Source organism: Nocardioides soli (genome assembly GCF_014191495.1).
In the GTDB taxonomy this organism is placed as follows: domain Bacteria; phylum Actinomycetota; class Actinomycetes; order Propionibacteriales; family Nocardioidaceae; genus Nocardioides; species Nocardioides soli.
Genome location: NZ_JACHWR010000001.1, coordinates 458,446 through 484,212, shown reverse-complemented (window position 1 = coordinate 484,212; position 25,767 = coordinate 458,446). Strand labels below are relative to the sequence as shown.

28 protein-coding genes and 2 tRNA genes are annotated in these 25,767 nt (G+C 71.7%); 20 read left to right on the top strand and 10 right to left on the bottom strand.

Annotated features, from left to right (window positions below; all coding sequences use genetic code 11):
- Positions 1-10: 10 nt before the first annotated feature.
- Genes FHU40_RS02370 through FHU40_RS02360 form a run of 3 tightly spaced genes read right to left on the bottom strand, consistent with a single transcriptional unit; the run spans position 11 to position 1,945 of the window.
- A complete protein-coding gene (locus FHU40_RS02370) occupies positions 11-622 on the bottom strand; it encodes an energy-coupling factor transporter transmembrane component T family protein (protein WP_183590681.1) in 612 nt (203 codons plus the stop codon).
- A 4-nt stretch (positions 623-626) separates the two neighbouring features.
- Complete coding sequence (locus FHU40_RS02365; protein WP_183590680.1) at positions 627-1,322, bottom strand: energy-coupling factor ABC transporter ATP-binding protein; 696 nt, start codon at positions 1,320-1,322, stop codon at positions 627-629.
- Positions 1,323-1,336: 14 nt separating this feature from the next.
- Positions 1,337-1,945 (bottom strand): biotin transporter BioY, encoded by a 609-nt coding sequence (locus FHU40_RS02360; RefSeq protein ID WP_183590679.1) that lies wholly within the window; start codon positions 1,943-1,945, stop codon positions 1,337-1,339.
- Positions 1,946-2,055: 110 nt separating this feature from the next.
- Here FHU40_RS02360 and FHU40_RS02355 point away from each other — a divergent pair, with 110 nt between their 5' ends.
- Positions 2,056-2,613 (top strand): TetR/AcrR family transcriptional regulator C-terminal domain-containing protein, encoded by a 558-nt coding sequence (locus FHU40_RS02355; RefSeq protein ID WP_183590678.1) that lies wholly within the window; start codon positions 2,056-2,058, stop codon positions 2,611-2,613.
- On the opposite strand, the gene FHU40_RS02350 is transcribed toward FHU40_RS02355, so the two are convergent.
- From FHU40_RS02350 to FHU40_RS02330, 5 genes are all read right to left on the bottom strand, one after another.
- Entirely contained in the window at positions 2,614-3,177 is a 564-nt protein-coding gene (locus tag FHU40_RS02350; protein WP_183590677.1) for a M23 family metallopeptidase, read from the bottom strand. It abuts the gene before it with no gap.
- A gap of 29 nt (positions 3,178-3,206) precedes the next feature.
- Positions 3,207-3,377 (bottom strand): DUF6767 domain-containing protein, encoded by a 171-nt coding sequence (locus FHU40_RS02345; protein WP_183590676.1) that lies wholly within the window; start codon positions 3,375-3,377, stop codon positions 3,207-3,209.
- A 173-nt stretch (positions 3,378-3,550) separates the two neighbouring features.
- Complete coding sequence (locus tag FHU40_RS02340; RefSeq protein ID WP_183592153.1) at positions 3,551-4,432, bottom strand: 3-methyladenine DNA glycosylase; 882 nt, start codon at positions 4,430-4,432, stop codon at positions 3,551-3,553.
- 37 nt (positions 4,433-4,469) lie between these two features.
- Positions 4,470-5,114 (bottom strand): hypothetical protein, encoded by a 645-nt coding sequence (locus FHU40_RS02335; RefSeq protein ID WP_183590675.1) that lies wholly within the window; start codon positions 5,112-5,114, stop codon positions 4,470-4,472.
- Positions 5,114-5,653, bottom strand: coding sequence for a SigE family RNA polymerase sigma factor (locus FHU40_RS02330; RefSeq protein ID WP_343057682.1), 540 nt, complete (start codon positions 5,651-5,653; stop codon positions 5,114-5,116). Before FHU40_RS02330 ends, FHU40_RS02335 begins: the two co-directional genes overlap by 1 nt.
- A gap of 84 nt (positions 5,654-5,737) precedes the next feature.
- On the opposite strand from FHU40_RS02330, the gene FHU40_RS02325 reads away from it, so the two are divergent.
- The 6 genes from FHU40_RS02325 to FHU40_RS02300 all read left to right on the top strand — a co-directional run bounded on the left by FHU40_RS02325 (position 5,738) and on the right by FHU40_RS02300 (position 10,055).
- Entirely contained in the window at positions 5,738-6,484 is a 747-nt protein-coding gene (locus FHU40_RS02325) for a D-alanyl-D-alanine carboxypeptidase family protein (RefSeq protein ID WP_183590673.1), read from the top strand.
- 9 nt (positions 6,485-6,493) lie between these two features.
- On the top strand, positions 6,494-7,303 hold the full coding sequence (locus tag FHU40_RS02320; RefSeq protein ID WP_183590672.1) for a fumarylacetoacetate hydrolase family protein: 810 nt from the start codon (positions 6,494-6,496) through the stop codon (positions 7,301-7,303).
- 26 nt (positions 7,304-7,329) lie between these two features.
- Positions 7,330-8,772: a glutamate--tRNA ligase gene (gene gltX / locus FHU40_RS02315; RefSeq protein WP_221199486.1), complete on the top strand. Its 1,443-nt coding sequence runs from the start codon at positions 7,330-7,332 to the stop codon at positions 8,770-8,772.
- A 4-nt stretch (positions 8,773-8,776) separates the two neighbouring features.
- Complete coding sequence (locus FHU40_RS02310) at positions 8,777-9,745, top strand: CPBP family glutamic-type intramembrane protease (RefSeq protein ID WP_183590670.1); 969 nt, start codon at positions 8,777-8,779, stop codon at positions 9,743-9,745.
- Between the two features lie 73 nt (positions 9,746-9,818).
- Positions 9,819-9,890: transfer RNA gene (locus FHU40_RS02305), tRNA-Gln, on the top strand.
- A 92-nt stretch (positions 9,891-9,982) separates the two neighbouring features.
- Positions 9,983-10,055 (top strand) — tRNA-Glu (locus tag FHU40_RS02300).
- Between the two features lie 160 nt (positions 10,056-10,215).
- On the opposite strand, the gene FHU40_RS02295 is transcribed toward FHU40_RS02300, so the two are convergent.
- Entirely contained in the window at positions 10,216-11,403 is a 1,188-nt protein-coding gene (locus tag FHU40_RS02295) for a hypothetical protein (protein ID WP_183590669.1), read from the bottom strand.
- A 203-nt stretch (positions 11,404-11,606) separates the two neighbouring features.
- Between FHU40_RS02295 and FHU40_RS02290 the strand changes: the two genes are divergently transcribed.
- The gene (locus tag FHU40_RS02290) at positions 11,607-12,308 is read left to right on the top strand and encodes a DUF981 family protein (protein ID WP_183590668.1); all 702 of its coding nucleotides are present in this window, start codon (positions 11,607-11,609) and stop codon (positions 12,306-12,308) included.
- A gap of 48 nt (positions 12,309-12,356) precedes the next feature.
- Here the strand turns inward: FHU40_RS02290 and FHU40_RS02285 are convergent, their stop codons facing one another.
- A complete protein-coding gene (locus FHU40_RS02285) occupies positions 12,357-13,922 on the bottom strand; it encodes an amidohydrolase family protein (RefSeq protein ID WP_183590667.1) in 1,566 nt (521 codons plus the stop codon).
- A gap of 94 nt (positions 13,923-14,016) precedes the next feature.
- Between FHU40_RS02285 and tenA (FHU40_RS02280) the strand changes: the two genes are divergently transcribed.
- From tenA (FHU40_RS02280) to FHU40_RS02225, 12 genes are all read left to right on the top strand, one after another.
- A complete protein-coding gene (tenA, locus tag FHU40_RS02280) occupies positions 14,017-14,724 on the top strand; it encodes a thiaminase II (RefSeq protein WP_183590666.1) in 708 nt (235 codons plus the stop codon).
- Positions 14,725-14,863: 139 nt separating this feature from the next.
- Positions 14,864-15,592, top strand: a complete 729-nt coding sequence (locus tag FHU40_RS02275) for an ABC transporter ATP-binding protein (RefSeq protein WP_215527035.1) — start codon at positions 14,864-14,866, stop codon at positions 15,590-15,592.
- Complete coding sequence (locus FHU40_RS02270; RefSeq protein WP_215527036.1) at positions 15,589-16,437, top strand: ABC transporter permease; 849 nt, start codon at positions 15,589-15,591, stop codon at positions 16,435-16,437. Before FHU40_RS02275 ends, FHU40_RS02270 begins: the two co-directional genes overlap by 4 nt.
- Positions 16,434-17,462 carry an ABC transporter substrate-binding protein gene (locus tag FHU40_RS02265; RefSeq protein ID WP_183590664.1) on the top strand — a complete coding sequence of 343 codons (1,029 nt, stop codon included), beginning with the start codon at positions 16,434-16,436 and terminating at the stop codon, positions 17,460-17,462. Before FHU40_RS02270 ends, FHU40_RS02265 begins: the two co-directional genes overlap by 4 nt.
- Positions 17,459-18,154: a thiaminase II gene (tenA, locus tag FHU40_RS02260; protein WP_183590663.1), complete on the top strand. Its 696-nt coding sequence runs from the start codon at positions 17,459-17,461 to the stop codon at positions 18,152-18,154. Before FHU40_RS02265 ends, tenA (FHU40_RS02260) begins: the two co-directional genes overlap by 4 nt.
- A gap of 120 nt (positions 18,155-18,274) precedes the next feature.
- A complete protein-coding gene (locus tag FHU40_RS02255) occupies positions 18,275-19,468 on the top strand; it encodes a M20 family metallopeptidase (protein ID WP_183590662.1) in 1,194 nt (397 codons plus the stop codon).
- A gap of 10 nt (positions 19,469-19,478) precedes the next feature.
- Entirely contained in the window at positions 19,479-19,901 is a 423-nt protein-coding gene (locus FHU40_RS02250) for a cobalamin-dependent protein (RefSeq protein ID WP_183590661.1), read from the top strand.
- Positions 19,898-21,478, top strand: coding sequence for an acyl-CoA mutase large subunit family protein (locus FHU40_RS02245; RefSeq protein ID WP_183590660.1), 1,581 nt, complete (start codon positions 19,898-19,900; stop codon positions 21,476-21,478). The genes FHU40_RS02250 and FHU40_RS02245 overlap by 4 nt, the downstream gene beginning before the upstream one ends.
- Positions 21,475-22,674 (top strand): CoA transferase, encoded by a 1,200-nt coding sequence (locus FHU40_RS02240; protein ID WP_183590659.1) that lies wholly within the window; start codon positions 21,475-21,477, stop codon positions 22,672-22,674. Before FHU40_RS02245 ends, FHU40_RS02240 begins: the two co-directional genes overlap by 4 nt.
- The gene (locus tag FHU40_RS02235) at positions 22,667-23,773 is read left to right on the top strand and encodes a M20/M25/M40 family metallo-hydrolase (protein ID WP_183590658.1); all 1,107 of its coding nucleotides are present in this window, start codon (positions 22,667-22,669) and stop codon (positions 23,771-23,773) included. Before FHU40_RS02240 ends, FHU40_RS02235 begins: the two co-directional genes overlap by 8 nt.
- Complete coding sequence (locus tag FHU40_RS02230) at positions 23,773-24,771, top strand: LLM class flavin-dependent oxidoreductase (RefSeq protein ID WP_183590657.1); 999 nt, start codon at positions 23,773-23,775, stop codon at positions 24,769-24,771. The genes FHU40_RS02235 and FHU40_RS02230 overlap by 1 nt, the downstream gene beginning before the upstream one ends.
- On the top strand, positions 24,768-25,760 hold the full coding sequence (locus tag FHU40_RS02225) for a 2,5-dihydroxypyridine 5,6-dioxygenase NicX family protein (RefSeq protein WP_183590656.1): 993 nt from the start codon (positions 24,768-24,770) through the stop codon (positions 25,758-25,760). The genes FHU40_RS02230 and FHU40_RS02225 overlap by 4 nt, the downstream gene beginning before the upstream one ends.
- Positions 25,761-25,767 lie beyond the last annotated feature (7 nt).

The window sequence follows — 25,767 nt, the reverse complement described above, 5'->3', positions numbered from 1 at the left end:
CCGAGCGGCGTCAGTCGTCGCCGATGCCGCGCGCGTGCAGGGCGTCGCCGGTCTCGTGGGCACGGGCGACCACCCGGATCACGAAGGGCGACAGGAACGCCCGCGGGTGTCGTACGCCGCGGGCCCGGGCCGCGTCGCGGGTCTCGATCGCCAGCGCGACGGTGCCGGGCAGCGCCTGGATCGCGAGGCCGACGGTGAGGGCGACGCGCTCGGGGTCGACGCCGACCCGCCGCAGCGGCCGGATCCAGCGGATCAGCGCGTCGAGCATCGCGTTGACCGGGGTCGTGCTGCTGACCACGATCGCGGCGAGCGCCAGCGCGAGCAGGTCGACCAGCGTCTCGGCCGCCTTGACCGGCCCGTAGAGCAGCCACTGGAGGGCGGCGAAGATCACCGCGACCACCAGCACCGGTCGCAGCGACCGGACCAGCAGGCGCAGGTCGACCCGGGCAACGGCGGCGGCCAGCACGGCGATCGCGAGGAAGCCGAACGACGCCGGCATGCTGCGCACCAGCACCACCGCGAGGCTGAAGACCGCGAGCGCGCCGACCTTGGCGCCGACCCAGGCGCGGTGCAGCACCGTGGTGCCGGGCTGGTAGACACCGAAGAGGTACGCCGGGTTCACGCGCTCACCCCGGCACCGTCGAGAGGTAGTCGGCCACGGCGGCGTCGGCGGGCCCGTCGTACCGCACACGGGCCCGCTCGACCACGAGCACGCGCTCGCACCGACGCACGAGCTCGAGGTCGTGGGTGACCAGCACCAGCTGCTGCTCGAGCCCGAAGAGGACGTCGGCGACGCGGCGGGTGTTGGCGAGGTCGAGCAGGGTCGTGGGCTCGTCGGCGATCAGGACGGACGGCCCGGTGGCCAGCACGCCGGCCAGCGCGAGCAGCTGGCGCTGCCCGCCGGAGAGGCTGTGCACGCTGAGGTCGGCCTGCGCCGCCAGGCCGTAGCGGTCGAGCACCTCCAGCGCGCGACGGCGGCGCTCGCCCGCGTCGCGCACCGACCGGCGCAACGACAGCTCGACGTCCTCGACGCACGTCGGCATCACGAGCTGGGCGGCCGGGTCGGTGAAGCAGAAGCCCACCCGACGGCGGACCGCGGCACCCTGGCGGGCGACGTCGAGCCCGTCCACGAGCACCCGGCCCGTGGACGGGCTGACCAGCCCGTTGAGCAGCCGGACGAGGGTCGACTTGCCCGAGCCGTTGGCGCCGATCACGCCGATCCGCTGCTCGGTGAGCGTCCGGGTCGTCGGCTCCAGGATGGTGAGGTCGCCGTCGGCGCCCGGCGCCGTGACGGACGCCGAGTCGAGCTCGATCCTGGCCATCGTGGCCCGACGGCTCAGCGGCCGAGCAGGCGCGGGAACGCCCGGTGCACCTCGGCCGCGACGATCGCGACCAGGAGCGCCTTGACGATGTCGCCGACCCAGAACGGCGCGTCGAACTTGATCGCCTGCTCCCAGGTCGAGTCGAGGTAGAGCTTCATGCCCACGATGCCGCAGGCGTGGTTGAGCGCGGTGCCGGCCATCGCCGCGACGAACACGAACGCCGCGCGGGTGCGGCGGGCGCGGAAGACGTACTGCACCAGGAATCCGGCGAGCAGCGCCGCGACCGGGAAGGACCACAGGTAGCCGGCCGAGACGCCGGTGAACGCCGAGAGCCCGCCGGTGTGCCCGGCGAAGACGGGCAGCCCGATGGCTCCGAGCACCAGGTAGACCACGACCGCGAGGAACCCGCGGGCCGCCCCGAGCACGCAGCCGGCGAGCAGGACGCCGAAGGTCTGCAGGGTGATGTCGACGCCGGCACCGCCGACCGGGACGCCGCCGATGACGGTGCAGGCGGCGATCAGGGCGGCGAACGCCGCAACCAGGGCGACGTCGGTCGCGGTGGACCGGCGCCGGGGCGCCGCGCTGGTGACCTCGGGGGAGGCGGGGGTCTCGGCCATGGTCATGCTCAGTTCCTTCGGCTCCGCACCTGAACGCTGGTCAGGTGAACGGCGTTCAGGTTAGGGTTCGAGCTCTGCCGGGGTCAACGGTTCCCGGCCAGTAGGGAGGATGTGACGTGCGCTACCGCCGCACCGACATCGTGGACCGGGCGCTCGTCGTGCTCGACGGCTACGGGCTCGCCGACCTGACGATGCGCCGGCTCGGCACCGAGCTCGGCGTCCAGCCCAGCGCGCTCTACCACCACTTCGGCAACAAGCAGGAGCTGCTCGCCGCCGTCGCCGACGAGATCCTCGCCCGCGGTCGCCGGGGGCCGCGCCCCGAACCCTGGGACGCCCGGGTCGAGTCGGTGTGCACCGAGCTGCGCGACGCGCTGCTCGCCTACCGGGACGGCGCCGAGCTCGTCGCGACCGTGCGGTCGTTCGGGCTGGGCGGCGCCACGCCGTACGACGAGATCGTCGACGCCCTGGGCGGCGCGGGCCTGGACCCGGCGCTGGTGCCGACCGCGGCCGGGGCGCTGCTGCACTTCACCTTCGGTCACGTCGTCGACGAGCAGACCCACCTGCAGGCCGGCTCGGCGGGGGCGATCGGCGGCCCGCCGCGCGAGCACTCCGACTTCGGGGACGGCCTCACGCTGATCCTCGACGGGATCCGGGCGCAGGCGCGGGTCGGCTGATCAGCCGCGCGCCGGGGCCAGGCCGAGCAGCGCTCGCGGCTGGACGGCGGTGGACAGTCCACCGCCGACCGCACGCCTCTCGAAGTGCAGGTGGCAGCCGTCGGGGGCGCCGCTGTCGCCGGCGCGGGCGAACATCGCCCCACGGCGCACGACCTGTCCCTCGCGCACGTAGACGCGGCGGGTGTGCCCGATCACCAGATCCCAGCCCAGCCTGCGGTTGCGCAGCAGCAGGGGGTGCACGCCGTACGCCGCGCCGAGCGTCTCGTTCGAGACGACCCGGAACCGGCGCCCGGCGTACAGGGGAGTGCCGCACGGCATCGCGATGTCGAGGCCGTGGTGGAAGCCGCGGCCGGCCCGACAGCGCGGGTCGGGGGCGTAGTAGGGCGCCGCGGTGCAGCCGAAGCGGATCATGATCCGGTGCGCGCCCTGGAACCACGGGGACTCGTAGCGGGTCCGGTCGCTGGTGTAGAACTCCCACCGCGGGTCCGCGTGCGCGGCCGGGGTCAGTGATCCGGCGAGCACCAGACCCAGGAGCGCGGGGAGCAGCGGTCGTCCGAGGCGCATGGCGACGACATTAGCCCGGGAGCACCCGGTCAGCGGGCGGCCGCCGCCTCCCGCCGCAGCTCGGCCAGCCGGGCGCGCAGCTCCGGGTCGCGCATCACCTCGGCGACGAGGGGGCAGTCCTCCGGTCCGGTGGCGCCGGGCACGCAGAGCGAGCACGCGTCACCGATCCGGATCGGGCACTGCGGCACGGGCCTCGCCATGCCTCCACGCTAGTGGTCGTCGCTGGAAGTTCCTCGGGGGTGGCCCGCGCTCGGGGTGCGTGCATCGCAAGGCGCCGGAGCGCGGCTCTACTTGTTTGTCCAGCAAGCGACGGTAACGCAGCGAGGTGCGTGCCCGGGGTGCGGGCCACCCGAAGAGCTTCCGGTGATGGCCACTAGGTCGCCGGTGTCTCCGCGAGCAGGGCCGAACGTCCTTCGTTCGCAACCGCCAGCAGCCGCTCGCACTCCTCGATCAGCCGCGTCCGCAGTGGCGCACCGCGCTCGGCGAAGCCGCGCTGCGCCTCGGCGTACTCCGCCTTCCCGGCGGCCGTCTCGACCTCGACGGGCACGAGACCGAGGTCGGCGAGGTCGTACGGCGCGGCGCGCATGTCGAGCACCCGGATGTCCCAGGCGAGCTCGAAGCATTCGGCGACCAGGTCGGAGTCGACCATCGGCGTGAGCCGGAAGGCGTGCTTGTAGAGGTCCATGCCGGCGTGCAGGCAGCCCGGCTGCTCGAAGTCGGCGCGGTCGTGGGCGGCCGGCGCCAGCGTGTTCAGCGGCGCGGCCGCGGGTGTGAAGAAGCGGTAGGCATCGAAGTGCGAGCAGGCGATCCGGTGCGACTCGACGACCGCGTCGGTGCCGGCGGGCCCGAGCCGCAGGGGCCAGTCCGGATGGCGCGTGCGGTCCTCGGAGATCCGATAGACCATGGCCCACTCGTGCATCCCGAAGCAGCCGAGGTTGGCCGGCCGGCCGGCGGTCGCCCGCAGCAGGCGCAGCAGCGCCGCGAGCAGCGGGCGCTGCGACTCGACGTACGCCGGCGTGACCGCGCCGTCGGCGTACCCCTTGAGTGAGGCGTACTCCGGGGCGTCGAGCAGCCGTACGCCGTACCCGGGGTGCCAGCGCCGCAGCTGGGCGGGCCGTTGGGAGTAGTAGGTGAAGAGGAAGTCGTGCACGGGGTGCTTGACCCGGGCCTCGCGGCGCGCGAGATGCGGGCGGACGAACGCGTCGACGCGCGCCGCATGGGCCGCCGCGCGCGCCTCCCACGAGGCCCGGTCCATCTCCTGCACCGGCTCAGGGTAGGTCAGCGGGTCCGGGCTAGCCCAAGCCCTGCCGGGCGCCGGGGCCGACGTGCACGCTGGCGAGGAAGGCGACCATCGAGTCGAGGTCCCAGCCCGCGCCGTCGGGGTACTGGATCCGCACCACCCCCGCGGGCTCGTCGTCGCGCGTGCGGGTGGCGAGGGCCGTGTAGCCGGAGTCGCCGGACACCCAGAAGAGCCGGCCCTCGTGTTCGAGCTGGCGTCCGGACGGCCGGTTGCCGTCGAAGAGGATGACCAGCTTGCCGGCGAAGTCGTCGGGGCTGCTCGACGTCGACCCGTCGTCGGGCGCGATCGTCACGGCGGCCGGCCGCTGCGCCTGCACCGACCAGCCCTCCGGCGTCAGGTCGAAGGTGTACGGCGTCGCCTCGAACCGCTCGGCCACCAGTCGGACACCCGACGATGGGGCGTCGGGCACCGACGTGGCGGTGCCGGGGTCCGACGGCGCTCGGTCGAGCACCAGCGCCGCGCCCACGCAGAGCACCACCGCGGTCGTCGCGCCGGTCAGCCCGAGCCGGAGCCGCCGGCGGGTGCGGGCGCTCGCCGCCGAGCGGGCCCGGGCGAGGTCGGCCGCCGGGTCGGCCACCGGACGCTCGGCGTCGGCGACGGAGCCGAGCGCGCGCTTGAGATCGTCGGTCGGGCACATCAGGACACCTCCAGGGTCGGGTCGAGGGCACCGAGGTGCGTGCGCAGGTGGGCCAGGGCCCGGGCGTTCTGCGACTTCACGGTGCCCGTGGAGCAGCCGAGGACGCGGGCGGTCTCGGCCACGTCGAGGTCGTGCCAGTGGCGCAGCACGACGACGGCGCGCTGTCGGGGACCGAGCGACGCCAGGGCGGCGAGCATGGCCTCGCGCAGCGCCGGGTCGGCGTCCGCGGCCGCGGGCTCGGTGCCCAGCGCGTCCGCCGGCTCGGCCATCGTCGTCTCGCGGCGGCGGTGCGCCCGGCGTGCCTCGTCGATGAAGACGTGGGTCAGACTGCGACGGGCGTAGGCGAGCGGGCTGTCGGCGCGTCGTACCCGCGGCCACGACAGGTAGAGCCGGGTCAGCGTGGTCTGCACGACGTCCTCCGCGAATGCCTCGTCACCGGCGCACAGCAGGGCGGCCGTGCGCACCAGGTCGGCTCGGTGGGCGTGCGTGAACGCCACGAACTCCGTCGCTCGCCGGGTCGACCGCTCGTCGTCGCGCACGCCACCTCCTCCACCTGGTTGACGGGTCCGGGCCTCAGCAGGGTTGCATGCAACCCGCGGCGGCGTCGCACCCGTCATCGGGGCGTGAGGACGATTACGGCGATCGGCGTCCCGGTCCTGCTGCTGGCGGTCGCCTGCGCCTCCCCGGGCGAGGGGCGGCCGGCGGACCGCCGGGTCGTCGCTCCGGCACCCACCGCGCTCCCGGTGGAGAAGGCCGTCCGGCCCCCGTTCGACCGGTCGCGGCACTCGACGACCGATCCGCGGAGCATCTGGGTGGTCGTCAACAAGTCACACCCGATCGAGCCGCCGGACTACCGGCCCGAGATCTCGCTGGTGCGCGGCTACCAGGTCGCGACGCCGGCCGCCCGGCCGCTGACCGCGCTGCTTGCAGCAGCCGACCGGCGCGGGCTCGGCTTCAAGATCGCGAGCGCGTTCCGGTCCTACGACTACCAGCAGGGCGTCTACGGCGACGCCGTCGCCAGCAGGGGCCGGGCCGCCGCCGACCGGGTGTCGGCCCGGCCCGGCCACAGCGAGCACCAGAGCGGCCTGGCCGTCGACCTGGTCACGCCCACGAGCCCGCGCTGCGACTTCGACCCCTGCTTCGCCGGTACGCCGGGCGGTCGCTGGCTCGCCGAGAACGCGTGGCGCTTCGGGTTCGTGGTCCGCTACCGGCCCGGCACGGCGGCGATCACCGGCTACTCGCCCGAGCCCTGGCACCTGCGCTTCGTCGGCCGCGCGCTCGCGGCGGAGCTGCGGCGTACCCACACCGAGACTCTCGAGGAGTTCTTCGGCATCACCGGCGGCGACTACGGGCGGCGCCGGGGTCGATAGGCTCGGTGGGTGCGCATCGCGAGATTCACCACGGGCGAGGACCCGATGTACGGCGTGGTCACCGGCGAGCTCGACGAGCTCGGGCAGCCCGACCCCGACAGCGTCGTCGTCGCCCTAGCCGGGGACCCCCTGTACGTCGGCGTGAAGCTGCTCGACCAGGAGCACCGGCTCGAGGACGTGCGTCTGCTGGCGCCGGTGCTGCCGCGCAGCAAGGTGGTCGCGATCGGCAAGAACTACGCGGCCCACGCCGCGGAGATGGGCGGCGAGGCGCCGCAGGAGCCGCTGATGTTCCTCAAGCCGAACACCAGCGTCGTCGGCCCCGGCGACCCGATCTTCTACCCGCCGCAGACGCAGGACCTGCACTACGAGGGCGAGCTCGCGGTCGTGATCGGCCGGATCTGCCGCGACGTACCGCCGGAGCAGGCGACCGACGTCATCCACGGCTACACGATCGCCAACGACGTCACCGCCCGCGACCTGCAGCGCAGCGACGGCCAGTGGACCCGGGCGAAGGGCTTCGACTCGTTCTGCCCGCTGGGGCCGTGGATCGAGACCGACCTCGACCCGCACGACTTCGCGGAGGGCCGCCGGGTGCAGACGCACCTCAACGGCGACCTCCAGCAGGACGGCAGCACGAGCGACCTGATCTTCGACATCCCCACGCTGGTCGCCTACGTCTCCAGCGTGATGACGCTGCTCCCGGGCGACGTCATCCTCACCGGCACCCCCGAGGGCGTCGGTCCCATGAACGTCGGCGACGAGGTCGAGGTCTCGATCTCCGGTCTCGGCTCCCTCACGAATCCCGTCAAGGCAAGGTGACAACCCAGGTGACTGTTCGCGTCCGCATGGCCCCCAGCCCCACCGGTTCCCCGCACGTGGGCCTGGTGCGCACGGCGCTCTTCAACTGGGCGTTCGCGCGCCATCACGGCGGGACCTTCGTGTTCCGCATCGAGGACACCGACCGGGAGCGCAGCACCCAGGAGTCCTACGACGCGATCATCGACCTGATGCGCTGGCTCGGCCTCGACTGGGACGAGGGTCCCGAGGTCGGCGGCCCGCATGCGCCGTACTTCCAGAGCGAGCGGAGCGACATCTACCGCGACGCGCTCGCGAGGCTCGCGGCCTCGTCGTACACCTATGACTGCTTCTGCTCCAACGAGGAGGTCGACGCGCGCCGCAAGGCCTCCGGCTCGAAGGTGATGGGGTACGACGGCTTCTGCCGCGACCTCTCCGCCGAGCAGCGGTCGGCGTTCGAGGCCGAGGGACGTCGCCCGGTCGTCCGGTTCCGGATGCCCGACGGTTCGATCACCTGGACCGACCTGGTGCGCGGCGAGGTGACCTTCGAGACCCAGTTCGTGCCCGACTACGCGCTGTGCCGCGCCAACGGCGACCCGCTCTACACCCTGGTCAACCCGGTCGACGACGCCTCCATGGAGATCACCCACGTGCTCCGGGGGGAGGACCTGCTGTCGAGCACGCCGCGTCAGATCGCGCTCTACGACGCGCTCAAGGAGCTCGGCATCGCCAAGCAGACGCCGGAGTTCGGGCACCTGCCCTACGTGATGGGCGAGGGCAACAAGAAGCTCTCGAAGCGCGACCCCGAGGCGCACGCGCTCGCCTACCGCGACCAGGGGTTCCTGGCCGAGGGGCTGCTCAACTACCTCGCCCTGCTGGGCTGGGCGATCGCCGCCGACCGCGACGTCTTCACGATGGAGGAGATGGTCGCGGCGTTCGACATCGGCGACGTGAACCCCAACCCGGCCCGCTTCGACCTCAAGAAGGCCGAGGCGATCAACGCCTCCCACCTGCGGCTGCTGTCGCTCGACGACCTGACCGACCGGGTGCTGCCCTTCCTGAAGTCCGCGGGCGTGGTCTCCGACCCGGTCGGCGACGCCGACGCGCAGCTGCTCGAGCAGGCGATGCCGCTGGTCGCCGAGCGGATCAACAAGCTGACCGAGGCCGTCGACATGCTCGGCTTCCTCTTCGTGGCGGACGCCGACTTCGAGGTCGACCCCACCGACGCCGAGAAGCTTCTCAACGACGACGGGCGCGCCGTCGTACGTCGCGCGATGCTCCGGCTCGAGGGTCTCTCCGAGTGGTCGACGGCCGCCATCCAGGACGCGCTCCAGGCCGAGCTCGTCGAGGCGATGGGGCTCAAGCCGCGCAACGCGTTCGGTCCGGTGCGGGTCGCCGTGACCGGCCGCCGGGTCTCACCGCCGCTGTTCGAGTCGATGGAGCTGCTCGGCCGCGAGCGCTCGCTGCGCCGGCTCCAGAGCGCGCTGGCCTGACCACGTGGGCGCCGAGACGGCCGAGCCCCCGGGGCTGCCGTACCACCTGGTGCAGCGCGGCGGCCGGCCCGGAGTCTGGCGCCCGATCGTCGGTGTGCTGGCGCTGATCGCCTGCTTCGTCGTGATCGTGCCGGTGCTGGTGCAGGTCCCGTTCGCGATCGGCCTGGCGCTGGCCGGGCGCGACGTCACCGACGGGCTGAGCCGGATGCTCGACCTCGACGACCCGACGCCTCTGGGGCTGGCCTACCTCAACGTCACCCTCGCCTGCGCGATCCTCGTGGCCTGGCTGCTGACCCGGGTCTTCCACGGGCTCCGACCGGGTTGGCTGGCGTCGGTCGGGCCGCGGATCCGCTGGCGCTGGATGCTGGTGTGCTTCGGGCTGTCGGGCATCGCCCTGGTCGCCACGCTGCTCGTCTCGGCGGTCGTGCCGGCCTCGGGCGGGGGCGCGGAGATCAGCGGCGAGCTCAACGACTTCACGTCGACGACCCGCGACTTCCTGCTGGTCGTGGTGCTGCTCACGCCGCTGCAGGCGGCGGGGGAGGAGTACGCGTTCCGCGGCTACCTCACCCAGGCGTTCGGCAACGTCTTCGGCCAGCGGTGGGCGGCCGTGCTCTTCCCCGCCCTACTGTTCGCGCTCGCCCACGGCGGCCAGAGCGCGCCGATCTTCTTCGACCGGTTCGCGTTCGGCGTGGTCGCCGGCCTGGCCGTCGTACTCACCGGAGGGCTCGAGGCCGGCATCGCCATGCACGTGCTCAACAACTGGCTGGCGTTCGGTCTCGCGCTGGCCTTCAGCGACATGGCGTCCACCCTGAACCCGTCCGGCGGGGACTGGTGGACGATCCCCGTCACCCTCACCCAGTCGCTGGTCTACCTGGGTCTCGTGGTGTGGTTCGCGCGCCGCCTGAGGGTGCGCCCAACCACCGAAACCGCCGCGAAACCTGGCGTTTTGGTCGGCCGCAGCGGTCTTGTGTAAGGTTTCGAATCGGTTCGCGCGGCTGGTCCGCGAGGGCCGAGCGCTGGACTCTGCTGAATCTCTAGTAGAGCAGTGGGATATGGTGTAATTGGCAGCACGACTGATTCTGGTTCAGTTAGTCTAGGTTCGAGTCCTAGTATCCCAGCGAGATCGCCGCCCAGGGGGCGGCGATTTTGTGCGAACGACAGCGAACGCTAGAGTTTCGCAGGTTGCTCGACGGAAGTTCGGTCGAGCAGAGCCCCCGTTGTGTAGCGGCCTAGCACGCCGCCCTCTCAAGGCGGTAGCGCCGGTTCGAATCCGGTCGGGGGTACAGAGCCGAAGAGGCCCTGATCAGCAGACATGCTGGCCAGGGCCTCTTCGTCATCTCGGGCGGGGGCGCACGCACCTGACGAATCTGCTCCCAAGTCGCCAGGTCCACGACACTCAGGTCGGGTACGACGAAGCCTGGCGCCACCCGCGGGCGAGCGAGGTCAGGGTGCGGTGCAGACGGTGAGCTCCTCGGACCCGTACACGCCGTGGGCCACCTCGCGCATCGGGTTCCAGGTGCGGTGCTGTCGCGGCGTCCACGCAAGCTCGCCGGGCACCCGAGTGTCGGAGATGGGTGCGTAGACGCGGACCCGTCGTACGGCGAGGCGCAGGGTCGCGCGACGCGCATCGGTGCCGGCCCAGCACGCTGAGCCGAGGTGCTGCTGGCGGGCGGTCCGGAAGCCGACCGTGCTGCCGGGAGGATGCCCGCCGTAGCGGAGCACGGCGAAGGTCTGGTCGCCGGTGACCCCTCGCCAGGGTGCGGTCACCGCGATCTGCAGGCCGTGGGTGCGGCGGGTCGGGATCGTGAACCGGGCCCGGCCGTGCTGGACCGTGCGGGTGCCCGTGCGCCACGGACGCCTGGTGACGGAGGTCCATTGGGCCAGGGTGAGCTGGCAGGCCGCGCAGCCACGGGTGCGGACGACGAGCCGCGTGACGGCGCCGGCGCGGCGACCCCGTCGGGCGCCGGGTGGCTCAGGCGGGGCCGGTGGCGTGCAGGCATAGGCGTCCTGGGCGCCCAGAGAGCCCCGGTAGGCACGTGCCATCGGCGGCCAGGTCTCGAGGGTGCGGGGCGCGTAGGCACGCGGGTGGTGCGTGCGCTGTCCCGTGAAGGCGGTGCGCGTGGGGAATCTGTCGACCCGGATGACGATCCGCGCGGCCGGCTGGTCGGTGCCGGCCCAGCAGGGAGTGGCACGGTGGGTGGTGCGGGCATCGGCCGCGGTGACCGCGTCGCCGGGGGACCTGCCGCGGTAGCGGAGGGCCGCGAGCGCGGCGACGTCGTCGGCCCCGTGCCAGGGTGCGTCGACGAAGAAGGTCAGACCGTGCGTCCGGGCGGTGGGCAGGTGGAGGGTGACCTGCCGGGCGGAGTCGAGGTGCCGGACCGGCCCCCACCACGGGTCCGCCCCTTCGCTGGGGACGTAGCGGACCGGCTGGATGGTGCAGCTGCGACAGCGACGAACGACGACGGTGACCGCGGTGCGGCCGGTCGCGGTGCCGGCCGCCTGACTGGCCGCCACCCCGGCCGCATCGCCGCCGCCGGGCAGTGGTGCGAGCGCCAGGGCGGCGGTGAGCGCCACGGTGAGCGCCACGGTGAGCGCGGCGGCGCCGCGGCGGTGCGGGCTCGGTGCTGGCATGGTCCGGCTGGCCGATCGTCGGGACGGGGGAGGAGGGTGCTGACGTGTCCACCGAACTCCAGGCGCACCGGGGCGCTCATCGCCAGCCTTGGGGAAGACGAGCCGGTGCGGGGGCTGAGGCGGAATAGAACCGGCGACCGGGACCTTCCCTCAATAGTTGAATCATCAATGATTCTACGATCCACGCTGAGGAAGGAGACGACGTGATCGTCTACAACGAGCTGGTGGCGATTACGGCCGGCGCGGGCCTGATCGGGTTCGCGCTGTTCCTGGCCGACCTGCTCCGTAACAAGCGCATCGACAGTGAGGCATGGGCAGGGTTCTTCGGTGTCACCGGCCTGCTCCTGCTGGTGCTGGGACTGCACACCACCGTGACCTGGCCCTTCGGGGGCGGCGGCTTCGAGTACGCCAACATCGCCTTCGGGCAGCCGGCCGCCGGCTTCGGCGCCCTGCTGCTGTTCGCGGCGGTGTACCTGTGGCGGCACCGCAGCTTCCTGACCGGCGAGATCGAGGGCGAGGTCGAGGAGGCCAACGCGACGATGCTGGCCGCCTTCAAGCCCGTGGGGATCTTCGTCGGCGCGCTCGGCCTGGGCATGGCCGCCCTGGCCATCACGTTCGTGCGGTTCCAGCTCGGAGCGGCCCCGCCGGAGGAGCCGATCAGCGGCCGGTTCGGGCACCTGCCGATCCTCGAGGCGCTGTTCCTCGGCGGCCTGTGGGGGATCGTGGCCGTCGGTGCCCTGATCTTCGCGATCGCCCTGTGGAGCGGCCGGCTCCACCTGCTGCGGTGGGCCGTGTGGGCCTGGGCCATCGGCGGCGTCGTGCTGCTCCTGTTCGGCGCGATGAACTTCTACACCCACATCGGCATGTACGACAACATCGCCAACGGCACGATGCACAAGTGGTGACCCGGCGCCGCGGGGCCGTCGCCTCCGGCCACATCCGGCCGGAGGCGTTCAGCCCCGCGGCACCGCCCGGGCGTTGAACACGGCGGCCGGCATGACCTCGCGCTCGTACGCCGGGCGGTAGATGTCCGGCAGCACCCCGCTGACCAGGTGGCCGAGCTCCTGGTGGCGCCGGGTCGTGGGGTCCGGGCGGTACACCCGGTGCCGCAGCGCCTCCTCCAGCTCGCTGCGCAGGTGCGCCTCGTCGATGGTGGTGAGGACCCTATCGCTCATCACCAGCCGGCCGTGGATCATCACGCTCCGCAGGTCGTGGCGCTGGGCGCGGTCGACCAGCAGGTCCAGGAACGGGGTGTCGTCGTAGCGGCCGGCCGGACTCGTGATGCGGGTGCGGTCGAGGATCAGGAGGTCGGCGAGCAGCCCCGGCGCCAGGCGCCCGACCCGGCCCTCCTGACGGATCGCCCGCGCGCCGTTCTCGCCGGCCGAGCGGAGGAGGGCGGCGCTGTCGGCCCGGACGTGCTCGAAGTCGCGGGGGTCGCGGTAGAGGTAGGAGCCCAGGCGGATCTCGGTGAACATGTCCTCGTCGTCGTTGAACGAGATCCCGTCGGTGCCGAACATCACCCGGCCGCCCGCGGCCATGATGTCGCGGATCCGGGCCACGCCCGCGGAGAGCCGCAGGTTCGATCCGGGGTTGTTGGACGCCACCGCGCCGCTGTCGGCGAAGATCCGCAGCTCGTCGTCGGTGACCCAGACGAAGTGGGCACACACCATGTCCGGTCCGAGGACGCCGAGGCGGTCCAGCCGCTCGAGGGCGGACATGCCGTAGCGCTGGTGGCTGAAGTGCATCTCGGCGCGGGTCTCCAGCACGTGCGAGGTGATGCCGGTGTCGTACTCGTCCGCGAGCCGCCGGCACCGCTGGTAGAGCTCGTCGGAGCAGGCGGGGGTCCAGTCCGGCGCCAGCACGGTGCGGATCCGGCCGTCGTACCCGTCCCACGTCCGGGCCAGGTGGTCGTACGTCGCGAACACCTCGTCGAGCGGCCAGGCGTAGCCCATCGGCGAGGCCCTCACCTCGGCCGCGAGCGCCGGCGGCAGCCGCTTGAGGAAGCAGTCGTCCGCCTCGTGGGCGTAGACGTGCTGGTCCCGGGACACCAGTCCGAACGCCACCCGGAAGCCGCTGTCGGCATAGGCGCGTAGCACCGGCTCGGTGCCGAAGTGGGGAACCGACGGCCGGCCGTAGTACATGTCGACCGCCGAGGTCTGGCCGCCCCTGATCATGGCGGCGATCGAGTGCTGGGCGATCAGGTAGAGGTCGTGCTCCAGTGCGGGTCCGTAGCCGCCGTGCACGTGCACGTTGGCCTGCTCGAAGATGTACTGGTAGTGGCCGGGGCCGACGGACAGCTCTGAGTGGTAGTGCCCGTTGATGAGGCCCGGCATCACGATGCTGTCCGGCCCGCCGAGCACCTGGTCGAAGGGGCCGTGCTGCTCCAGCAGCTCCCGCGGGCCCACCTCCACGATGGCCTCGTCCTGCACGATCACCGCGCCGTCCTCGATGAGATCGGTGTCGCCCAGTGCCGGATCACCCAGTGCCACGACCGGATTGCCCAGGATCAAGGTGCGCATGTGTTCCTCCGGATCAGGGGCGCAGCCATTGACGGTGCACCGCGGTGAACCTATGGTCGGCGAATCATATTCAATATGCAATACAGGAGGAGAGATGACTTCCGGACCTGGTGGGGGATTCACGGACATCGCTCGCGACGCGGTGGCCGACGTGTGGGACCGGCTGCCGGACCACCCCTTCGTCCGCGGCATGGCGGACGGCACGCTGCCGGCGCCCGTCTACCAGTACTACGTGGGGCAGAACCTGCTGTACCTGCCGCAGTACGCCCGCGCGATCGCATGCGCGGTGACGAAGTCGCGCTCCGACGACGAGCTGCGGCGGTACTCGGCCGCGCTGGTCAACATCGTCGACGTCGAGATCCCGCAGAACGAGAGGCTCCTGGCGCGGGTGCGCGACCTCAGCGGTGACCACGTCTCGCGGGAGGTCGTGATGGCGCCCGGCACACGTAACTACACGTCGTACCTGCTCGCGGTCGCGGGCACTGCGGACGTCGTGGCGATCGGGGCGGCGATCCTCCCGTGCGCGTGGAGCTACGGCGAGATCGCGCGCCGGCACATCGGCGGGGCGGTCGCGCACCCGGTGTACCGCGAGTGGTTCGAGTTCTTCGCCAGCGACCAGTACGCCGAACTGGAGGCCGGCATGCGGGGACGCATGGATGCCGATGTCGCGGGGCTGGACCCGGCCCAGCGCGACCGACTGGTCGGGATCTTCGGCGACGCGACCCGCCTGGAGTGGGAGTTCTGGGAGATGGCGATCGCCCACGGTCGCGAAGAGAGTGGCGAAGGGGCTGGTCAAGTGTGACCGCCGTCTCTATGATCGACGCACATCATATGTCAGATCTCGAATCTTGAACCCCCGGAGCGTCATGCACTCAGGAACGGAAGTCCAGGCCCCCGCGGCGGGTCGACACCAGGATGCGGTCGGCATTGACCTGGTCGACGTGGAGAAGCGGTTCGGCTCGACGGTGGCCGTGTCCGGCGCGAGCCTGTCCCTCCCGCGGCACGGCCGGATGTCGATCGTCGGCCCGAGCGGCTGCGGCAAGTCGACCATCCTCTCGATGATCTGTGGCCTCACCGACCCCACGGACGGCGTGGTGCGCGTCGAGGGGGCCACCACGATGAAGGAGCGGCTCGCCCGCTGCGCCTGGATGCCCCAGCGCGACCTGCTCCTGCCCTGGCGCGACGTGGCCGGCAACGCCGCGCTCGCGCTGGAGAACCACGGCACCTCGAAGCGCGCGGCTCGCGAGCAGGTGCTCGACCTGATCGACCGGTTCGGGCTCTCGGGCTTCGAGAAGAAGTACCCGCACCAGCTCTCCGGCGGCATGCGGCAGCGCGTCTCCTTCCTGCGGACGATGGCTGCGGGCAAGGACGTGCTGCTGTTCGACGAGCCGTTCGGCGCCCTCGACTCGATCACGCGCGCGGACCTGCAGCAGTGGCTGCGCCGCACGCTGGACGAGGCGCCGCGGACCACGGTGCTGGTCACCCACGACGTGGAGGAGGCGCTGCTGCTCGGCGACACCGTCGTGGTGATGAGCGCACGTCCGGGGCGGATCGTGCAGCAGATCGACGTCCGGCTGCCGCAGACCGAGAGTCGCCGGGAGCTGATCCGGCATCCGGAGTTCGCACAGCTGCGCGACGAGCTCCTGTCCCTTCTGGAGGTGACGGAATGACGGTGATGGAGACCATGACCTCGACTGGCACGGACGTCCCCACGTCGGACGCCGACCCCAGCTCCCGCCGACGCTGGCTGGGTGCGACGGTGAAGCGGATCCTGCCTCCCGCGGGCATCCTGCTCGTCATCGGCATCCTGTGGCAGATGGCCGGCGACGTGTTCGGAGTCCCGGACTACATCCTGCCCACGCTGAGCGAGATCTGGGCGTCCGCCTCCGAGAACTGGGAGGACACGTTCTCCAGCGCCACCGTCGTCACCCTCACGGAGGTGCTGATCGGCTTCGGCGTGGCGATCGTGGTGGGGGTCTCGATCGCGTTGGCGCTCCACCTGTCTCCGGTGCTGCGCACGGCGTTCATGCCGCTGCTGATCGGTTCCCAGGCGGTGCCGATCGTGGTCATCGCCCCGGTGCTGGCGATCATCTTCGGCTACACGCTGATGCCGAAGGTCATCGTGGTGGCGCTGATCTGCTTCTTCTCGATCGTGGTCAACACGATGCACGGCCTCGCCTCCGTCGACCCGGAGCTCATCAAGGTGATGCGCACCCTGGACGCCAGTCGGTGGGCCATCCTGCGGCGGGTCGAGATCCCCGCCGCGCTTCCCTCCTTCTTCACCGGCCTCAGGATCTCGGCGACCTACGCCTCGGTCGGTGCTGTCTTCGGCGAGTTCGCGGGCTCGTTGGACGGCCTGGGCTACGTGATGATCCAGGCCACCTCGCAACTGCAGACGGACATGGTGTTCGTGGCGATCTTCATCCTCACGTTCATGTCCATCAGCCTCTTCGTGGCCGTCTCGATCGTCGAACGGTTCGTCTGCCCTTGGGCAAGAAAGGAAGACCGCAGATGAGGAAACTCAACACCCGCCGGAGGGCCGCTCTGCTGGCGACCAGCGTGTTGCTGGCCGCCGGTGCCCTGACCGCCTGCGGCGACGATGCGTCCAGCACCGGGGCGGACGGCAATGTCACCGTGCTCCTGGAGTGGTTCCCCAACCCGGACCACATCTCTCTCTACACCGCACAGGACATGGGAGCGTTCGAGGACGAGAACCTCAAGGTCAAGTTCCAGCCGCCCTCCAACAACACCGACTCGCTGAAGATGGTCAGCCTGGGGCAGATGCCGCTGGCCATCTCCTACGCGAACGCGGTCATCAACGCCGACGCCCAGGGTCTCGACGTGGTGGCGGTCGCCGCGCTGATCCCGACCACACTGAACTCGCTGATCCTGAACCGCACCGACGAGGTCCAGGAGCTGGGGGACCTCAAGGGCAAGCCGATCGGCTCCTCGGGTGACCCCGTGTCCGAGGCGATGTGGGCCTACGCCCTCGAGCAGCAGGGCTTCACCGAGGACGACATCAAGTTCGTGTCCATCAACCAGGGCTACGCGCCGGCGATGATCTCCGGCAAGGTGAACGCGATCATCGGCGCCTACCAGAACATCGAGAGCGTCGAGCTGCGCGAGAACGGCGTCGACCCGGTCGGCTACGCCGTGGGCGAGGCCGGTGTGCCGGAGTACGACGAGCTCGTGCTCATCGCCAACCGCAGCAAGCTCGAGGAGGACGAGGCCTACCAGGAGACGATCCGGAAGTTCCTCGCCGGTCTCGCCCAGGGCGACGCCAAGGCCCAGGAGGACCACGACGCCGCGTTCGAGGCGATCTCGGGCGTCGCCAAGGGGTACAGCGACGAGAGCCTCAAGGAGATGATCGACCTCACCGCGCCGCTCCTGGCGAACGAGGACGGCTTCGGCCAGATGGACGTCGCCGAGTGGCAGGCGCTCGCGGACTGGCTGTACGACAACGACCTGCTGGAGAAGGAAGTCGACGCCGCGAACGTGGTCAACACCGACATGCTCCCCGACGGGGGCGATGCCGAATGACCGCCACGGTCGAGGTCAGGCGTGCGGGGTGGACCGGTGAGCTCTGGTCGGCCATCGAGCCGATCCATCTCGAGATCCTCCAGCATCCCTTCATCACGGGACTGACGTCGGGGGAGCTGGCGCCCGAGGCGTTCGTCCGGTTCCTCGCGCAGGACACGTACTACGTGAACGAGTACGCCCGCTCCCTCGCGATGCTGAGCGCGACGGCGCCGAACATGGCGTTGACCCGCTCGCTGCTCCAGCACGCGGCCGGGGCGGTGACGGCGGAGTCGGGCCTCCATGCGGAGCTGGTGGACATGATCGACGCGCCGGCAGGGGTGCTGACCGAGGTGCTGCCGACGCCGACCGCGGCGGCGTACGTCGACTTCGTGACGGCGCGCGTCCACTCCGGCTCGTTCTTCGAGGGCCTGTGTGCCGTGCTGCCGTGCATGTGGGTGTACGCCGAGGTGGGCAGGCACCTGGTCGCGGCCGGCTCGCCCCATCCCACCTACCAGCGATGGATCGACAGCTACGCCGGGTCGGACTACCTCGACGAGGTCGAACGGGTGCTGGCGGACGTCGACGTGCTGGCGCGGGACGTCGCGGAGGTCGAGCGGCAGCGAGGCGTCGACATCGCGATCGCCGCCACCAGGTACGAGTGGATGTTCTGGGACTCGGCCTACCGCGGCGAGGAGTGGCCGACCCTCGTGTGACCGACGGAGAGCGGGGATCCCATGCGTTGGTGGAATCCCCGCTCTTCGCCACATCTTGACACATCGCATATGAGATCTAATATGGGACATCTCAACCATCACCGAAGGAAGCAGGGGCGCATGACCAGCGAGAACCCAGTGGCGGCCAGGGCTCTGGCGTCGATCGACTACGACCGGCTGCACACCCTGGTCCAGGAGGTGTGCCGGATCCCCTCCGTGCTCGGGGAGGAAGGGCCCCTGGCGGCGTTCCTGGTCGACGTCATGAAGTCGTCGGGGTTCGAGGACGTGCGGCAGCAGGACGTCCTGCCCGACCGGCCCAACGCGATCGGCGAGCTGTCCTTCGGCGCGGGTCCTCGCGTCGTGATGACCGGCCACATGGACACCAAGCCCGTCTCCCACGGCTGGTCCAAGACCGCGCCGTTCTCCGGCGAGCTGATCGACGGGGCGATCTACGGACACGGGATCATGGACATGAAGGCGGCGCTGGTCTGCCAGATCGTCGCGATCGAGGCGCTGCGCGACTCCGGCATCCCGATCTCGGGAACGCTGGCCATGGCCGCGGTCTCCGACCACATGGGTGACCAGCTCGGCTCGATCCGCTACTTCGAGGAGTACTCCGCCGACTACTGCGTGCTCGGCGAGCTCTCCGACAACGAGATCTTCCTCGGGCACCGGGGCCGCTACTACTTCGACATCACGGTCATCGGCACCTCGGCGCACACCTGCCACAAGCCGCTCGCGGTCAACGCGAACGCCCTGGCGGCGCACGCCATCCTCGAGCTCGACCGATCGGCGCTGCTGCCCGACCTCGAGACCTGGGTGGTCGACCTCTTCGGCGGCGAGACGTACATGGCGCCCGGGCGCGTCTACGGCGGCCTCCCGCCCGGCGGCCCGTCGATGATCCCGGACGAGTGCGTGATCCGGGTCGACTGCCGGCCGCAGCCCGGGGTGACCGTCGACCAGGTGCGAGCCGAGATCGACCGCTGCCTGGCGGCCGCGCAGGCCCGCGAGCCCCGGTTCCGTGCCGAGGTGGAGCTGGTCGACGTCAAGTCCGGCTACCTGGCCAAGCCCGGTGACCCCGTGGTCGAGCTGATGCGCGAGTCGGTGCGGTCGGTGCGCGGCGCGGAGCCGCCGCTCCAGGTCGCGGGCTGGCTCGGCGACACCGCGAGCTTCGGCGACCAGGTGCCCACGATCATCTTCGGCCCCGGCGGCGAGCCCGTGTACTGCCCCGACGAGCACCTCTCGCTGGAGGACCTCGCCGAGGCCACGCAGGTCTACACCACGTTCGGCGCGCTCGCGCTGCAGAAGAAGTAGGTCGGGGCCGGTGGCTGTGAGTGCACCGGGTCGGGCCCGGGTGGTCCTGGCCAAGCCGGGTCTGGACGGGCACGACCGAGGGGTCAAGGTCGTCGGCATGGCGCTGCGCGATGCCGGAGCCGAGGTCGTCTACCTCGGGCTGCACGTCAGCCCGGAGCAGGCGGTGGCGGCAGCGGTCGCGGAGGATGCCGACGTGATCGGCCTCTCCGTGCTCTCGGGGGTGCACCTCGCGGTCACCGAGGCCCTGGTCGCGGAGTGCCGGCGGGCCGGGCTCGACGACGTCAGCGTCGTCGTGGGGGGCACCATCCCGCCCCAGGACGTGCCGAAGCTGTTGGGCATCGGCGCCCGGGCGGTCTATCCCGTGGGGACGCCGCTGGGCGACGTCGTGAGCGGTGTCCTCGGGATCGTCGACGAGAAGAGGGGCGTTTCATGACCGACCTGTTCACCGACTCGGGTATCGAGCTCCGGCCGTTCTACGACGAGGACTCGGTGGGCTCGGACCTGCCCGACCGGCTGGGGGAGCCCGGGCACCCGCCCTTCACGCGGGGCGCCTACGAGTCGATGTACCGCGGCCGCCTCTGGTCGATGCGGCAGTACGCCGGGTACGGCTCCGCGGCCGACACGAACGCCCGGTACCGGTACCTGCTGTCCCAGGGACAGACCGCGCTCAGTGTCGCCTTCGACCTGCCCACGCAGCTGGGCTTCGACTCCACCGACGACCGGGTCGCGTCCGAGGTGGGCCGCGTCGGGGTGGCCATCGACACGGTCGAGGACATGGAGATGGTCTTCGACGGACTGCCGATCGACCAGCTCTCGGTGAACTTCACCATCAACGCGACCGCCCCCATCATCCTGGCGTTCTACCTCGTCGCCGCGGAGCGGCAGGGAGCCGCGATGGCCGACGTCGCGGGAACCCTGCAGAACGACATCCTCAAGGAGTTCCTGGCCCGCAAGACCTTCATCTTCCCGCCCGACCACTCGATCCGGCTGGTCGCCGACGTCGTCGAGTACGCCTCCGCCGAGCTGCCCCGCTTCAACGGGATCTCGATCACCGGGTACCACGCCCGCGAGGCCGGCTGCGACGCCATCCAGGAGGTCGGGCTGACCATGGCCTCGGCCGTCGCCTACTCCGAGGCGTTCCGCGCTCGTGGGCTGGACTTCGACTTCTTCGCGCCCCGGCTCTCGTTCCACTTCGCCAGCCAGCTCGACCTGTTCGAGGAGGCCGCCAAGGTGCGGGCGGCGCGTCGGATGTGGCACCGGATCGCGACCGAGCGGTTCGGGGCCACCAAGGAGGCCTCGGCGCGGCTGCGGTTCTTCTCCGGCTGCTCCGGGGCGACGCTCACCGCCCAGCAGCCGCTGAACAACGTGGTGCGGTCCACCCTGCAGTGCCTGGCGGCGGTGCTGGGCGGGGCGCAGTCGATCCACGTGATGGGGTACGACGAGGCGCTCGAGATCCCGACCGAGGAGTCGGTGCGGCTGGCGCTGCGGACCCAGCAGATCATCGCCCACGAGTCCGGCGTCGCGAAGGTGGTGGACCCGCTGGCCGGGTCGTACTTCGTGGAGTCCCTCACCGACACGCTCGAGGAGCGGGCCTGGGCGCTGGTCGAGGAGATCGACGCCGGCGGCGGCTACGTGTCGATGCTCGCGGAGGGCATCCCGCAGCGGTGGGTCGCCGAGGCGGCCTACCGGTACGAGCGCGACGTCGCGCAGGGCGCCAAGATCCGCGTGGGCGTGAACAAGTACGTCGAGGACGACGAGGTGGCCCCGCCCCTCTTCGAGATCGACGTGGAGGCGGCCGACCGGCAGCGCAGCACCCTGCGCCGCAGGCTGGCCGCACGCGACGAGAAGTCCGCCGCCGAGGCGCTGTCGGCGCTCCGCGAGGTGCTGAAGAGCGACGACAACGCGATGCCGGCGCTGCTGCACTGTGCCCGCTCGGGGTGCACGCTCGGCGAGATCGCCGACGAGATGCGCGCCGTCTTCGGCGAGTACCGGGAGCCCCAGGCGTGGTGACCGCATCCTCCGCACCCGCGCGCCCCCTCGAGGGGGTCCGCGTCGTCGACCTGACCAGGTTCGTGTCCGGCTCCTACGCGGCCATGCTGCTGGCCGGGCTGGGCGCCGACGTGGTCAAGGTCGAGGCCGAGCCGGACGGCGACCCGTACCGATCCCAGGGCACCGCCTTCGCCGGCGGCGAGAGCGCGCTCTTCCAGGCCCTGAACACGGGCAAGCGGAGCATCGTGCTGGACCTGAGGTCCGAGGCCGGCCGGGCGCAGCTCGACGCCCTGCTGGCGGACGCCGACGTGTTCATGGAGAACGGCCGTCCCGACTCGCTGGCCGGGATCGGCTTCGACGCCGCCTCGGTGCGGGACCGGCACCCTCATCTCGTCTACGGCTCGATCTCGGGGTACGGGCAGACCGGTCCCGACTCCTCCCGGGGTGGCTTCGACCTGATCCTCCAGGCGGAGGGGGCGATCATGAGCGTGACCGGGTCCGAGTCCTCCGGCCCGGTCAAGGTCGGCGTACCCGTCCTCGACATCGGCAGCGCCATCTCCTGCGCGCTCGGGATCGTCAGCGCCCTCTATGCCCGCGGGCGCGGCGGCACCGGCGCCCACGTGAGCTCCTCGCTGCTGGAGTTCGCGCTCGCCTGCTTCACCAGCGTCGCGCCGGCGCTGTTCGTGGACGACGAGCTGCCGCAGCCGATGGGCAGCCACTCGCCGACCTTCGCGCCGTACGGCGCCTTCCGGGCCGGCAACGGTTCGCTGGTGGTCGCCGGCGCCGGCAGCGAGTCGCTCTGGCGGCGGTTCTGCGAGGTGCTCGGAGCCCCGGAGTTGCTCGTGGACGCGCGCTTCGCGACCAACGCCGACCGGGTCCGCCACCTCGACGACCTGGTCGCCGAGGTCGAGGACCGGCTGCTACGGCGCGATGTGGCCGACTGGCTCGCCCGATTCGCCGAGGCCGGGGTGCCGGCGGCGCAGGTCCGCGACCTCCGGCAGGCGATCGCCTCCCCGCAGGTGTCCCACCTCGGGCTGGTGCGCGACGAGGGCGAGGGCGAGCGTGCCTACCGGCACATCGGTCCTCCGCTGCGGGTCGACGGACCGTTGCGCTATCCCCGCCCCGCGCCGACCCTCGGCGAGCACACCGCGGAGATCCGGGCCGGCCTGCGCCTCCTGGACGCCGTTCCCGCGCGGGAGGCCGGCAGCGATGAGTGACGCATCGTGGGAGTCCCTCGCGAGCCGGGTCCTGGAGCGGACGATCGAGCTGTGCCGGATCCCGGCGCCGCCACTCGACGAGCAGGACCGCGCCGACCGCGTGCTGGCCTGGTGGGCCGAGGACGGCCTGGCGGGCGTGGAGCAGGACGACGTCGGCAACGTCTGGGCCGAGCTGCGCCCGGGCAGCGGGCCGGCACTCGTGATCGCCGCCCACCTCGACACCGTGTTCGCTCGCGACGTGGTCCATCGGACCGAGCGGATCGGCGGCCGGCTGGTGGGCCCCGGCGTCGGGGACGACACGGTCGCGGTGGCAGCGCTGTCGGCCCTGCACGCGGTGCTGCCGGAGCGGCTGCCGGTCCCGGTGCGGCTCGTCGCCACCGTCGGCGAGGAGGGCCTCGGCAACCTGCGCGGCGTCACCGCCGCCCTCGGCCGCGCGGACCGTCCGGTCGGCGCGCTGATCGCCCTGGAGGGCAACTACCTGGGGCGGGTCAACACGATCGGCGTCGGGTCGCACCGGATCGAGGTCTCCCTGACCGGTCCCGGCGGGCACGCCTGGGAGGACGCCCACCACCCGAGCGTGGTGCACGTGGGCGGTCGGATCATCGCAGACCTCGACGCCATGGCGAGGCCGGCGGGCCGGACCAGCGTCAACGTCGGCACCGTGGCCGGCGGCGAGTCGATCAACGCCCGGGCCCGCGCGCTGCGTCTCCAGCTGGACCTGCGAGCGGAGTCCCAGGACGACCTGGACCGGCTCGTGGCGACCGCGACGGAGCTGATCCGGGAGAACTGCGAGAGGCAGGGCGTGACCTGTGCGCTCGACGTGATCGGTAGCCGGCCGGCGGGCAGCATCGAGCCCGACCACCCGCTCGTCGCCGCGGCCGTCGCGGGACTGGAGGCCGCGGGGGAGTCGGCCCGTCTCACGGCCGCCAGCACGGACGCCAACGCCGCCTACGCTCGGGGCATCCCGGCGGTCACGCTGGGGATCACCACCGGCGAGCTGACGCACACCGAGGCGGAATGGATCGACGTCGAGCCGATCGGGCGTGGGCTGCGCGCCCTGACCGAGACCATCGTCACCTACACACACCTGGAGGAATGATGTCCATCAAGAGCGGTGTCGCACTGCAGCCGGTCGACCCCCCCGAGGTCTTCGAGGGGATGGTCGACGACATCGAGGGCATGCGGTTCGAGGAGCTCTGGCTGACCGACTCCTCGTTGCACGCCCGGTACGTCTACGTCTACCTCGCGCTGGCGGCGCGCCGGACCAGCGGCCTCCAGCTCGGCACCGCCGTCACGAACCCGGTCAGCCGGCACCCCGCCGTCACCGCGACCGCCTTCGCCACCATCAACGAGCTGGCGGGCGGCCGCGCCGTGATGGGGATCGGCGCCGGGGACCGGCCGTTGCTCTCGCTCGGCGAGAAGCCGGCCAGGCTGGCCCGGCTCGAGGGGGCGATCGAGGCGATCCGCGAGATCTGGACCGGCAAGCACGTCGACTACGAGGGCGACGGGTTCTCCCTCGTGGACGCCCACATGCGCGAGCCGGGACCGACCTCGATGCCGGTCTACATGTCGGCGAGCGGTCCCAAGACGCTGCAGCTCGCGGGCCGGGTCGCCGACGGCGTGGTCCTCCTCGCGGGTCTCCACCCCGAGGGGCTGCAGTGGGCGATCGACCACATCGACCGCGGGGTGGAGGAGGCCGGCCGCAGCGCCCGCCCGAAGATCACCGTCTTCGCCTACGGCGCCATCGACGACGACACCGACGCGGCCCTCGATGCGGGCCGCACGATCGCCGCGTGGTTCCCCCAGACGGCGCCGGTGTACTGCGAGATGGCCGGCCTGTCGACCGACCTGATCCAGCAGGTCCGCTCCATGTACGAGGGCGGCGAGTTCCAGGAGGCGGCCGCCGCCGCTCGGCTCCTGCCCGACGACTTCGTCCACCGGATGGCGCTCGCCGGCGACCTCGACCGCGCGAAGGAGCACCTGCGCAACATGAGGGACCTGGGTGTCGACGGAGTGTCGGTGTTCCCGCTGGGGGAGGACCGGATGAAGACCGTGCGCAACTTCCGCAAGGCCTACGACGAGGTCATCGGTTCGTGACCGCCCTGCCCGAGGTCACGGTCGGCCGGGTCCTCGACCAGTGCCTGGCCACCGCCAGCGGCGAGGAGATCGTGCTGCTCGCCGACGAGGAGACCGACCCGATCGTGCTGGAGGCGCTCGTCCGCGGCCTCGAGGAGCGGCGCGCCATCCCGGTGGTGGCGCGGGTGCCGCGGTACGTCGTGCCGGGCAGCGAGCCCCCCGCGGCCGTGGCCGCGCTGCTCGCCTCGGCCGCCGGGGCGATCGAGCTCACCTCGACGTTCATCGGGTCGAGCGTGGCCCGCCAGCGGGCGACGGCCGCCGGCACGCGCTACCTCGCCATGCCCGGCGTGCGTGCCGACACGTTCCGGCTGTCCGGGCCCCTCGACGTGGACTTCGACGCGCTGCGCGGACTGACCGAGCACGTCGCCGCGGCCTGGGGCCGGGCGACGACGTACCGGCTCACGACTCCCGCGGGCACGGACCTGTCCGGCTCGGTGGAGAAGCGGCCGGGTCGCGCGCTGTTCGGCGTCGCCCGCGAGCTGGGGGAGTACATGGCACCGCCGGACGTCGAGGCGGGCACGGCCCCGGTCGAGGCGACCTCTCAGGGCGTGGTCGTCATCGACGCCGACTTCCTGTTCATGGGTCAGGGCCCGCTGGCCGGAGAGGTCGCGCTCCACTTCGAGAACGGGCGGCTGCGCGGCGTGGAGGGTGCCGAGGCCGGCCGGCTGACCGAGATGATCGAGCGCTGCGCCGACCCGCGGATGGACAACCTGGCCGAGGTCTCGGTCGGGCTGAACCCCAACGGCCGGGTGTGCGGCGTGCCGATGGAGACCGAGTCCACGCTCGGCAGCGCCCACATCGCGCTCGGCAACTCCATCGCGTACGGCGGCACCGTGGACGCCGTCGCCCATCTCGACTGCGTGATGCAGCACTCGACACTGGAGCTGGACGGCGAGGTTGTGATCAGCGACGGCGTACTTACGTCCGATACCAGATCCGATATGCACTAATCTGGAC